This window comes from Trinickia mobilis (assembly GCF_017315705.1).
GTDB classification, from domain to species: domain Bacteria; phylum Pseudomonadota; class Gammaproteobacteria; order Burkholderiales; family Burkholderiaceae; genus Trinickia_A; species Trinickia_A mobilis.
On record NZ_JAFLRF010000002.1, the window covers coordinates 186,432 to 198,223 of the forward strand.

Sequence of the window (11,792 nt, forward strand, 5' to 3'; positions counted from 1 at the left end):
CGGGCCTGGCAGCGCTGTATTAAAGTAACGTCACCAGCCGGCCGCGGCCTCGGGCGCATCGCCGGCGCCATAGGGCTTGTTCACGCGAATCGCAGGCCCTGCATCCCGCCCCACCCGACCGAGCGTTGCGTATCCGCCGGAGACCCAGATGGAGCATGCGTACGCTCAACTCTTGCACGCGCTCGCGGAGCACGCAGGCTGGGCGCTGACCGTCGTCTTCCTCGCGGCGTTTCTCGAAGCGGTCGCCGTCATCGGCACCTTCATTCCCGGCAGCACGATCCTGTTCGTCGCGGGCGCGCTCGTCGGCACGGGCGCGCTGAATCTGGGCTGGCTCTTCACGAGCGCGGTCGCCGGCGCCGTTTGCGGGGACGGCATCAGCTATTGGATCGGCCATCGCTACCGGGACTCCATCGCGTGCCGCCGGCCGTTCAGCACGCATCCGAACCTCCTCGAAGGCGGCCGCCAGTACTTCGCGAAGCACGGCGTCCTGAGCGTCGTGACCGCGCGCTTCTTCGCCCCGCTGCGGGCCATCGTGCCGGTCGTCGCGGGCATGCTGGGCATGACCCCGGCGCGCTTTTACACGATGAATGTCCTGTCGGCGCTGCTATGGGCGCTCGCACACATCCTGCCGGGCGTCGTGTTCGGGGCGTCGCTGGTGCTCGCGGGCGCGGTTTCCTTCCGTCTCGTGACCGTCATAGCGATTCTCGCCGCGGCGTTGTGGGTCAGCGTCCGCGCGGTGCGCGTCGTGCTCGACCACGCGCGCAACTGGGCGAATTCATCGCGCGATGCCCTGAAGCGTTGGGCACGCAATCACGAAGGCAAGGTTGGCGGCCTCGTCATGCGGATGTTCGACCCCGCCCGGCCGGTCATGGGTTCGCTCGTCGCGCTCACGGTGCTCGTCGTGCTGGCGGCGGCGATTTTCTTCGGCGTGTTCGCCGGCGTGGTGAGCGGCGCGCCGCTCGTTCAAGTCGACCTCTCCGCTTACCGCTATCTGCAATCGATCCGCTCGCCGTGGGCCGATGCCGTGTTCTCCGTGCTCGCCACGCTCGGCACCGTGCCGACACTCGCGGCGCTCGTCGCGACCGCCACGCTGCTGATGGCCTATGAGCGCCGCTGGCGCACCATCGCCTACTGGCTGACCGCCGTGGTTTTCTCGCAGATGCTGATCCTCGTGATCCAGTTGAGCGTGCTGCGCGCGGCGCCCGGGCACGCGGGTTCCGACATCTACTCGTTCCCGAGCAATCACGTCGCCGCCACGGTCACGATCTACGGCTTTCTCGCGTTCCTGCTCACGCGCCGCGTCGGCCGCATCCAGGGCATGGCGGTGGCCGCGGTCGCGACCGGCATCATCGTCGCCGTCGCGTTCGCGGGCCTCTACCTCGGCCGGTTTGCGCTGTCGGACGCGCTGGGCGGCGCGGCCTTCGCGGCCATCTGGGTCGCCATCGCCGGGCTGTTCAGCGTCTGGAAGCATCCCGATCCGCCGCCGAGCCGGCCGCACATGCCCGCCGTATTTCTCGTGATGATCGGCGCGAGCGTCGCGTGGCAGGCGGGCAGCAGCGTGTCGAGCAACGCCGCGTCCGAAGCGCCGCCAAGCGCGCCCATCGCGGTCAGCGAAGCGAAGTGGGCCGACTCGGTCTGGAAGATCTTTCCGTGCTATCGCTCCGACATGATCGGCGACCGGCGCGAGCCCATGACCGTGCAATGGGCGGCCGATCCGCAGCAGCTCGAAGCCCAATTGGAAAGCCGGGGATGGATCCAAGGCCCGCGTCTGACGACGCGCAGCCTGCTCTCGCTCGTGTCGCCCGACGTCTCGGCGACGGACTTGCCGGCGCTGCCGAAGCTCAACAACGGCGAACCGTCGACGCTCGTCTTCACGCGTTCGCGCGACATGCGCGACGAACGCGACGTGCTGCGCTTCTGGGCGACCGGTTATGCCGTCGACCGGCGCGACGGCGAACCGCCGGCGCCGATCTGGCTCGGCTCGCTCGTTCACGAGCGCTTGCTGCGGCCGTCGTGGCCGTTCAATATCCTGCGCCCCGACAAGCGCGTGGGCCGTCTCATCGCGGACCCAGGCAAGCCGGCCGCATGGCGCGAACTCGAAGTAGCGAGAGGCACGGGCTGCGACGGCATGCCCGTCAATTTGTTATCGTCGGACCCACGGCAGCAGGCTGCCGCGGCAAACAAGAAGTAACGGGAAACGAAGCCAATGCACCCAATTCCTCCTGCGGCGATTGCAACCTGGGGCGCCGGTGCCGTCTTTCTGAACGTGCTGTTGACGCGGCTCGGCGTCCCGGTCCCGGCCGTGCCGATATTGGTGCTCGCGGGCACGGCAATCGCGAACGACACGCTGTCGTTCTGGCCCGTGCTGCTCGGCGCGGTGTGCGGTGCGCTCGCGGGCGACGGCGTGTGGTTCGCGGCGGGACGCCGCTACGGCGAGCGCGTGTTCGACGCACTCGCGCGGCTGTCTCCGTACATCGAGATCACCGTACGGACGGCGCGCTCGATGTTCGAGCGCTTCGGCGTGTCGATCACGGCCGTGTCCAAGTTCGTGCCCGGCCTCGCGTTCATTACCCCGCCGCTGATGGGCACGACGCGTGTCGATACGCGCATCTACATGGCCTGGGACGTGGTAAGCGCCACCGCATGGGCCGGGTTCTGGCTGCTCGGCGGCGTGCTGGTGCAAAAGGAATTGCACGTGTTGCTGAGCGTCGTCAGAGCGCACAACGCCACGTTCATCGACGTGCTCGCCGCCATCGTCGCCGGATACTTCGCGCTGCGCCTGGTGCAACGGTGGCGCCTGCGCCGGCTGCTGGTCCGCATGCGGCGCACGGCGCATGCCATGGAGACGCCGTGGCTGCACGCCACGCCGTCGCCGATCGTCCTCGATGCGCGCCCGGAGCCGATTCGCAGCCACGCGGCGCATTGCATTGCGCGCGCCCGGCCGCTCGATCTGACCTGCGCGGAGAACGTGGACGAGGCGCTTCTCGCTGACGATGCCGTCGTCTACTGCGTCTGCCCGGACCCCGCCAGCGCGGATGAAATCGGCCGAAAAATGCGCGAGAAAGGCTTCACGCGCATCCGTACCGTCAAGGGCGATCTCGATGCGTGGAGGCGGCGCGGCTATCCGATCAACACGTCGCCTCACGTCGACATGCATGGCGTCGAATCGCCGGATACGCCGCCCGAGCACACGCCGCTGACCGTGCGATGCGTCGCGCCCAAGCGGCCGCGCACTTAAGCCGCCAGCAACCCCCGCTTGCGCAACATCGGCGCCGCTTGCGGATCGCGGCCTCGGAACGCGCGAAACGCGGCGCGTTCCTCGCGGCTGTCGCCCGCGCTGTAGATGTAGCGATGCAGCTTCTCCGCCAGCACCGCATCGAACGCGTTGCCGGCTTCCTCGAACGCGTCGAACGCCTCGGCCTCCAGCACTTCCGCCCACATGTAGACGTAGTAGCCCGCCGCATAGTACGAGCCGCTGAACACATGCCCGAAATGCGGCAAGCGGTGACGCATGCCCACTTCGCGCGGCACGCCGAGACGCTCACGCTCTTCCGCTTCGAAAGCCGCGATATCGATACCGGCGGGATTCTCCTGCAAATGCAGCGCCATATCGATCAGCGCCGACGACGTATACGCGACCGTTTCGAACCCCTGGTTGAACGTCTGCGACGCGCGGATGCGCTCGATCAGCGCGGCAGGAATCGGCTCGCCCGTGCTCACGTGACGCGCGTGCTTGGCGAGCACCTCCGCAACCGTGGCCCAATTCTCCATCAGTTGCGAAGGCAACTCGACATAGTCGCGCGGCACCTGCGTGCCGGACAGACGCCCGTAAGTCACGTCGGACAACAAGCCGTGCAAGCCATGGCCGAACTCATGGAACAGCGTGCGCACATCGTCGAAACTCAAGAGCGTCGGGCCGTCGCCGCCGCGCGCGAAATTGTTGTTGTTCACCACGACCGGAATCGACTTGCCGCCGTTCTTCGACTGGTTGCGGTAGACGCTCATCCACGCGCCGCCCTGCTTGTTGGGCCGCGCAAAGTTGTCGCCGAGGAAGATGCCCACCCGCTCGCCGCCGCGGCGCACTTCCCACAAGCGCACATCCGGGTGATACAGCGGCACGCCGGTTTGCTCGACGAACTGCACGCCGAACAAGCGGCCCGCGCAATCGAACATCGCGCCGATCATCGCGTCCAGGCTGAAATAGGGCTTCACTTGGGCATCGTCGAGTGCGTAGCGTTCGGCGCGCACTCTTTCGGCGAGGTAGTACCAGTCCCAAGGTTCGATGTCCGTGGGCTCGCCGAGCGCCGCCGCTTGCGCGGCCAGCGCCTCGCGCTCTTCTCGCGCGCTGGCTTTGGCGGGCTCCCACACTTGCCGGAACAAGTCATAGACCGCAGACGGCTTGCCCGCCATCCGGTCCACGAGCGCATAGTCGGCGTAGCTGTCGTAGCCGAGCAATTGCGCCTGTTCGTGGCGCAACGCCAGGATTTCGCGCGCGAGCGGACGGTTGTCGCGTTCCGGCGTTTCGCCGCGGCCGGTCCAGGCGCGCCACGCCGCTTCGCGCAGATCGCGGCGCGTGGACCACGTGAGAAACGGCAGCACCAGCGAGCGCGACAGCGTGATCACGCAGCCGTCCACGCCGCGTTCCCGCGCGGCGCTCTTCGCGGCCTCGCGCAGAAAATCGGGCAAGCCGGCGAGGTCGGCCTCGGTTTTCAGCGGCAACTGGTAGCTCGATTCGTCGGCGAGCACGTTTTGCGCGAACCGCGTGTGCAAATTCGCCAGGCGCTCAGCGATCGCGGCAAAGCGCTCGCGTGCGGCGCCTTTCAGCGTCGCGCCCGTACGCACGAAATCGGTATGCAAGCGTGCCAGCAAGCGTTGCTGCTCTTCGCTCAACGGCAGCTCGGCGGCTTGTCGGCGGACCTCGTCGAGCCTCGCAAAGAAGGCGGCGTGCATCGACACCTTGCTCGCATGCGCCGCCAGGAGCGGCGCCATTTCGCGCTCGACCGCCTGCAGCTCGGGCGGCGCCTCCGACGAGCAGAGGTTTTCGAAGACCAGTTGCACGCGCTGGAGGCGAACGCCGGCGGCGTCGAACGCGGCAACCGTGTTGTCGAACGTGGGCGGGGCGGAATGGGTTGCCAATGCATCGATTTCGGCGAGATGCTCGGCGAACAGCGTCGTGAAGGCGGGAATGAAGTGTTCGGGTTGGATTTGCGCAAACGGCGGCAACTGGTAAGGGGTTTGCCAGTCTTGCAGCAGCGGGTTGCCGGGCTCGTTCATGTCGATCTGCCTTGTGGGCGGTCAGCTTCGGGAAGCGGACATGATATGCCAGGGCGCGCGCTGCAGCAGGTGCGCCTTCTCGAAGGATCGTTCCAGCGACGGAACGGGAGCCCCGCTTGGCGCCTGCGCCAAGCGGGGAATCTCACGCACTTTTAAAACGCACTGCACGCTCAATTGCGGTTCGATCTGTAGGAAAATAACGAACCGGCGGGCGCGAACAACAAACCCGGGACCAACCGCAACCAATTCCGCATTGCTCGCCGACAGCAAAGACAGCACGACAACAAACGGGACACGTGGGATGGAAGACTTGCTGATACAGCGCGCAACGCGCAAACAGGTCGCAGTTGCCGGGGTCTTCGCGCTGCTCATTCTGCTCACGCTGGCGATCGCCGCGCCGCGCGCGCACCTTGCACTTCCGCCGGTCGCCCCGTTCCTGCCGATGTGCGCGCTCACGGTGTTCACCACCGCGTGTATCGCCGCGTTCCTGCTCAGCGCCCGTTTTGCCGCGACGCGTCAATTGATGCTCTGCGCGCTCGGCGGCGCTTACGCTTACACGGCCGTAGCCGTGGCTTTGCAACTGCTGACGTTTCCGGGCGTCATGACGCCTTCCGGCCTCTTCGGCGCCGGACCGCACAGCTCCGGTTGGATCTGGGTGTTCTGGCACGGCGGGTTTCCGCTGCTCGTGATGCTGGCCGCCTTGATACGCGGGCGTTTCAAGCAACGGCCCATCAATCCCGCGCACGTCAGTTCGTGGGCCTGGGCGCTGATCGGCGGCCCGGTGGCGATTGCCGTCGCTCTCGGCGCACTCGCGATCCATCTGCAACTGCCGCAGGCACTGAATCCCGCCGCCGACGCCGGCAATCTCTCGAGCGATCACACGGCGCTCGTCATCCTGCTCTTCAACATCGTCGCAATCGTCGTCGTGCTGTCGACGGGACGGCTGCGCTCCCTGCTCGACTTGTGGCTCGCGATCGCCGTGCTCGCCTGCTTCATCGACATCTGCCTGAATCTGCTGAGCGCAGACCGCTTCACGGTCGGCTGGTACATCGGGCGCGTTTTCAGCATGCTCGCCCCGGGGATCCTGGTCTGCGTGCTGGTATGGGAAGTGACGGTGCTCTACCGGAGGATGTCCGACGCGTACGCGTCGCTGCTGCAAAGCTCGGTGCTCGATGCGCTGACCCGCATTTACAACCGCACTTACTTCACCGACCAGCTGCGCAAGGAATTCGACCGCGCGAAACGCAACGTGGAGCCGCTGTCGCTCGTCATGTTCGACGTCGACTACTTCAAGCGCTACAACGATGCCTTCGGCCATCTTCAGGGCGACGCCTGCCTGAAGGCGGTGGCGAACGCGCTGGCCGGCGTCGTGCGCCGCCCTGCCGATTTCGTGGCGCGCTACGGAGGCGAGGAATTCGCGCTCGTGTTGCCCGATACGGACGCACACGCGGCCTCGGCCATCGCCGAGCGGGCACGGCAAGCGGTGGTATTGCTGGGCCTGGGCGCGCCGACGCAGCTCGGCTGCGTCACCGTCAGCGCCGGGTGCGCCACCCGTGAGCAGGGCACGCTGACGAGCCCCGACGAGCTGGTCAGCGCGGCCGACGCCGCGCTTTACGCCGCCAAGCGCGCGGGACGCAACCGGATTCACACGGGCCCCGAGTAAGTGCTCTGTTCAGAAGCGATCTTGAGCCGGCGGGCCGCCGGCGCTAGATTCGCTGCAGCGTTTGCGGATCGGGCTCGCCGTCGAAATACTTGCGCAAGGCTTCCACGAAGACTTCGTTGTCGTCCGTTGCGCGCGCAAAGAGGGTGATCGACGAGCGAAATTTCAGGTAGTCCGGGTAGCCGAAGATCTCCTTGATCGAACGGCCTGCGACGAGGCTCACGAGCCTCGTCGATTCCCGCAGGCGCTCGCCGAGCACAGGGTGGCGCAAATAAGCCTGAGCCTCGGCCAGCGACGAGATCGCATACCGCTGCGCCATCGCACTGTCCCCAAGCCCCTCTATCTGCGGAAACACGAACCACATCCAGTGGCTTCGCTTGCGGCCGTCGCGCAGTTCGTCCGCCGCCTGCGCGTAGACCCGATCCTGCGCATCGACAAAGCGCTGCAGGTCATAGGGATCGTCCATCTCGCCCTCCGTATCGACCGGCGCGGCTTGCCGCTCGCAAGCGTTCATTCTCGCGCTCGCTCATGCGGCACGCAATTGCATCACAAGAATCGGAGGGCCGCCCTCGGCGGCCACAACCGCACGGCCAGCGCCGCGCACGACGTCGCAACCGCAAGCGCCGTGACCGCGATCCAGCCCCATTGCGCGAGCAGCATGCTGCCGAGGCCGGCGCCCGCCGACATGCCGGTGAACATCCCGACGAACAGTACGGCGTTCAAGCGGCTGCGCGAGTTCGGATCGATGCCGTAAATGAGGGTCTGGTGCGCGATCAGCGTGACCTGCACGCCGAGATCGAAGCCGACTGCGCAGATCGCCAGCAGGACCAGTTGCGCGCGCGGCGGCATCAGCGGCGCCAGCGCCATCGCCGCGAACGACACGATCGCGAGGCTCGCGCCGAGCCGCGTGACCGGTTCCGGTCCACGGCGATCGGCGAGGCGTCCCGCCAGCGGCGCGGCCAGCGCGCCGGCCGCGCCGGCGAGGCCGAATGCGCCCGCCGCCTCGCTGCCGAGATGGAAAGGCGCGTCGTGGAGCATCATCGCGAGCGTCGACCAAAATGCGCTGAAGCCCACCGCGATCAGTCCCTGCGCGAACGCGGCGCGCCGCAACGCGCCGTGGCGCCGCCACAGTTGCCCGAGCGAGCCGAGCAGCGCGCCGTATGAGACGCGCGTCGTGGGCGCAAAGCGCGGCAGGCCGCGCCGGGCCGCCGCGCCGATCGCCGCGACGCTCGCGGCCGCGATCACGAACATCGCACGCCAGCCGAAGTGCTCGGCGACGTAGCCGCTCACCACGCGCGACAGCAGAATGCCGAGCAAGAGCCCGGTCATGACGGTGCCCACCGTCTTGCCGCGATGCGCGTCGGGCGCGAGCGTAGCCGCAGCGGGGACGATGTCCTGGGCCATCGTGGCGGCCACGCCCATCGCGAGACTCGCGGCCAGCAGCAAGCCGATCGAGGGCGCGGCAGCGGCGAGCAGCAGCGCGAGAACGAGCGCTGCCGCCTTGCACAGAATCACGCGGCGGCGATCGAACCGGTCTCCGAGCGGCGCGAGAAACAGGATGCCGAGCGCGTAGCCGAGTTGCGTCAGCGTCGGCACCAGACCCACGATGCGCGCGGAGGCGCCCGTGTCCGCGCTCAGCACGCCGAGCATCGGCTGGCCGTAATAGAGCGGCGCGACCGAAAAGGCGGCGCCCGCGGCAAGCAGCAGCACCAGTTGCGGACTAAGCGCCGAGGTTTCCGCGGGCGGATCGAATTCCGCGGCGGCCACTGTATCCGCGTCGTGCATGATAGACATCGAACATATCCCTCTGATTGACGGCTCGGTTGAGATTGTGCGGATTAAGTTCGCATAACGGTAGTCGCACGCGCCGAACATTTGCTATACGCTCGACGCATGACCAGCGCACGCCCCTCCCCCCCGCTCGCCGGCGGCTTCGCTTCGCCCGCCTCCGGCGATCGTCTCCAATTGATGGAGACCTTCGTACGCATCGTGGAGGCCGGCAGCCTGTCGGCGGCTGCCGCGCAGCTGAACGCGACACAGCCGACCATCAGCCGCCGTCTCCAGGCGCTCGAGCAATCGCTCGGCGTGCGTCTGCTGCAACGCTCCACGCACGTCATGCGGCTCACCGTGGACGGCGAGCGCTGCTTCGAGCGTGCCAAGGAGCTGCTCGCGAGCTGGGCATCGTTCGAAGCGGATCTGCGCGGCGCGCAGGAGGAACCGGAAGGCACGCTGCGCATCACGGCGCCGCACGCGTTCGGGCAGGAGCAATTCGTCGTGCCCTTGGCCGAGTTTCTGCACCGGTATCCGCGCGTATCCGTCGAATGGCTGCTGCGCGACGACGTGCGCGACTTCATCGCGGCCGGCATCGATTGCGCGATCCTGGCCGGCGAACCGGCGGACCCTGCCGTCGTCGCGATCAAACTGGCGGCGGTGCCGCGCATCGTGGTGGCCTCGCCGTCGCTCTTCGAGGGCTCGCGCGTGCCGCAACACGCGGCCGACCTCGCCGGCTTGCCGTGGCTTGCATTGCGCACGTACTACCGCAACGAAGTGAAGCTGACGCACGAAGCGACGGGGGAAGCCGTCCGTTTCCCGATCCGTCCGCGCATCAGCACCGACAATCTCTACGCACTGCGAAGTTCCGCGCGGCTGGGACTCGGCGTGGGCATCGGCTCGGCGTGGCTGCTGCACGACGATATCGCGCAAGGGCGGTTGTTGCACCTCGCGCCTCAATGGCGGGCCGCGCCGCTGCCGCTTTATCTGACCTACCCTCACGCGCAGTTTTACCCGTCGAGGCTGGTCCGCTTTGTCGAGATGATGCGCGAGGTCGTGCCGGCCATCGTCGAGGGATGACGCTCGACATCTGATACAGGGACGCCGCCACCGCTTGCGGACGCGAACAGTGGCATCCGCGTGCGATGGATTCCGGCATTCAAGCGCCTGAAACCGCCCTCATCCGTACCGGAAACCATCAAGCAATCTGTATCGGTACTGTACCGGAACCGTTCGATACACTAGCCCAACTGTGTAATCGACCGGACCTTCCACCATGCCACTCGACCTCCCGAACGCCTTGCCCGCCGGCATCCTGTTCGCGCTCGTCACGACGATCACGCCGGGCCCGAACAACGCGATGCTGCTCGCCTCCGGCGTCAACTTCGGCTTTCGCCGCACGCTGCCGCACATCTGCGGAATCAGCGCGGGCGTCGCCGTCTTGATGCTGTCGGTCGGCTATGGTCTCGGCGAAGCGTTCCGCCTGTTTCCGCGGCTGTACACGGCGCTGGAGACGGCAAGCGTCGTCTACCTGCTGTACCTCGCCTGGAAAATCGGCTCGTCGGACCAAGTGCAGGTGAAGAAGGGCGAGCCGCGCCCGATGACGTTCTTCGAAGCCGTCGCGTTCCAATGGATCAACCCGAAGGCCTGGATGATGGTGCTCACCGCCGCGACCACGCTGCACCTCTCCGATAACTTCGGTTTCAACGCGACGCTGATGGCGGCGGTGTTCGTCGTGATCGGCTTTCCGAGCATCAGCCTGTGGGCGGCCGGCGGCCTCGCGCTGCGGCGCTTCCTGTCGAACCGGCAGCGGCTGCGCACGTTCAACATCACGATGGCGGTCCTGCTCGTGCTGTCGCTGTATCCGGCCGTCGAGCACTTCCTCGCGTGACGGGATAGCGAACGCGGTGCTCCATAATCGTGGCATTGCCACGTTCGGAGTCACCCTGAAGTTGAACTACCCCCACGCTCACTATCGTTCGCTGTCGACCGGAGTTGGCGCTTTAGCGCTTACTCCGGTCCCATGCAAAGCTCCCCCCAAGGGGGCTGATGCCTCCCTTGGGGCGGCCCGGCGGGAGGCATCATGAACTACCCCCACGCTCACTATCGTTCGCTGCCCCCCAAGGGGGCTGATGCCTCCCTTGGGGCGGCCCGGCGGGAGGCATCATGAACCTCCATCGCCTCGACTTCGTTTCGCTATCGCTCTTTACGCTCGTCGTTCGCAGCGGAAGCATCAGCAAAGGGGCCGAACTCGCGCATCTCGCGGTAGGCGCGGCGAGCAAGCGCATCGCCGATCTGGAAGCCGCCGTCGGCACCGAGCTTTTAGAGCGCCACTCCCGGGGCATCACGCTCACCGCAGCCGGCGACGCGCTACTGCGCCACGCCCAGCGCATCCTGAATGACGTCGACCAGTTGTCGGCCGATCTTTCCGATTACGCGGCCGGCGTCGTGGGCGTAGTGCGGCTGTGGGCGAACACGTCGGCGATCACGCAGTTCCTGCCCGCCGAGATTGCGGCCTTCACGGCGGCGAATCCGGAAATCCGCATCGAACTCGAAGAGCAAAACAGCGAACAGGTGGCGTTGGCCGTCGTCGATGGGCAAGCCGATTTCGGCATCCTCGCGGACCAGATGCCGACGCTCGGCTTGCAGACCACGTTTTACCGTCGCGATCAGCTCGTGCTGGTCGTGCCGACCTCCCACCCTTTGGCCCGCCGCAAAGCCATTTCCTTCGATGAAGCGCTGGACTTCGACTTCGTCAGCCTCGCGCGCGATACGTCGCTGGCCAAGCGCCTGCAGCTCGCTACCGACGCCTCCGGCAAACGCCTGAAACTGCGCATCCAGGTGCGCAGTTTCGACGCGATGTGCCTGATGGTCGCCGCTGGACTTGGCATTGCGGTGCTGCCGGAAGCGGCCATCCGTCCGCACTTGCGCTCGATGGGCTTGCACAAGATCGCCTTGTCCGAGGATTGGGCCGAGCGCGAGCTGCTCATCTGCGCGCGTGACCTCAGCGCGCTGCCCAAGCCCGCGCGTCTGCTCGTCAACCATCTGATCGGCGCCTCGCCGGACCCATCGGCGGCTGCCTGACGCT

Annotated in this window: 9 protein-coding genes; 6 read left to right on the forward strand and 3 right to left on the reverse strand. The window is 66.9% G+C overall.

Annotated elements, in window-relative coordinates; translation table 11 throughout:
- Window positions 1-148 precede the first annotated feature (148 nt).
- Entirely contained in the window at window positions 149-2,191 is a 2,043-nt protein-coding gene (locus tag J3489_RS03640; RefSeq protein ID WP_206996339.1) for a bifunctional DedA family/phosphatase PAP2 family protein, read from the forward strand.
- A gap of 15 nt (window positions 2,192-2,206) precedes the next feature.
- A complete protein-coding gene (locus tag J3489_RS03645; protein WP_206996340.1) occupies window positions 2,207-3,238 on the forward strand; it encodes a VTT domain-containing protein in 1,032 nt (343 codons plus the stop codon).
- Here the strand turns inward: J3489_RS03645 and J3489_RS03650 are convergent.
- A complete protein-coding gene (locus J3489_RS03650) occupies window positions 3,235-5,274 on the reverse strand; it encodes a M3 family metallopeptidase (RefSeq protein ID WP_206996341.1) in 2,040 nt (679 codons plus the stop codon). The genes J3489_RS03645 and J3489_RS03650 overlap by 4 nt on opposite strands.
- A gap of 301 nt (window positions 5,275-5,575) precedes the next feature.
- Here J3489_RS03650 and J3489_RS03655 point away from each other — a divergent pair, with 301 nt between their 5' ends.
- On the forward strand, window positions 5,576-6,937 hold the full coding sequence (locus tag J3489_RS03655) for a sensor domain-containing diguanylate cyclase (RefSeq protein WP_206996342.1): 1,362 nt from the start codon (window positions 5,576-5,578) through the stop codon (window positions 6,935-6,937).
- A 43-nt stretch (window positions 6,938-6,980) separates the two neighbouring features.
- Here J3489_RS03655 and J3489_RS03660 read toward each other — a convergent pair whose 3' ends face one another.
- Complete coding sequence (locus J3489_RS03660; RefSeq protein ID WP_206996592.1) at window positions 6,981-7,400, reverse strand: DUF1810 domain-containing protein; 420 nt, start codon at window positions 7,398-7,400, stop codon at window positions 6,981-6,983.
- Between the two features lie 80 nt (window positions 7,401-7,480).
- Window positions 7,481-8,728 carry an MFS transporter gene (locus J3489_RS03665; protein WP_206996343.1) on the reverse strand — a complete coding sequence of 416 codons (1,248 nt, stop codon included), beginning with the start codon at window positions 8,726-8,728 and terminating at the stop codon, window positions 7,481-7,483.
- 99 nt (window positions 8,729-8,827) lie between these two features.
- On the opposite strand from J3489_RS03665, the gene J3489_RS03670 reads away from it, so the two are divergent.
- The 3 genes from J3489_RS03670 (at window position 8,828) to J3489_RS03680 (ending at window position 11,788) form a co-directional block, all read left to right on the forward strand.
- On the forward strand, window positions 8,828-9,784 hold the full coding sequence (locus J3489_RS03670) for a LysR family transcriptional regulator (RefSeq protein WP_206996344.1): 957 nt from the start codon (window positions 8,828-8,830) through the stop codon (window positions 9,782-9,784).
- A gap of 196 nt (window positions 9,785-9,980) precedes the next feature.
- Window positions 9,981-10,595 carry a LysE family translocator gene (locus J3489_RS03675; RefSeq protein WP_206996345.1) on the forward strand — a complete coding sequence of 205 codons (615 nt, stop codon included), beginning with the start codon at window positions 9,981-9,983 and terminating at the stop codon, window positions 10,593-10,595.
- 275 nt (window positions 10,596-10,870) lie between these two features.
- On the forward strand, window positions 10,871-11,788 hold the full coding sequence (locus J3489_RS03680) for a LysR substrate-binding domain-containing protein (RefSeq protein WP_206996346.1): 918 nt from the start codon (window positions 10,871-10,873) through the stop codon (window positions 11,786-11,788).
- Window positions 11,789-11,792: the final 4 nt, after the last annotated feature.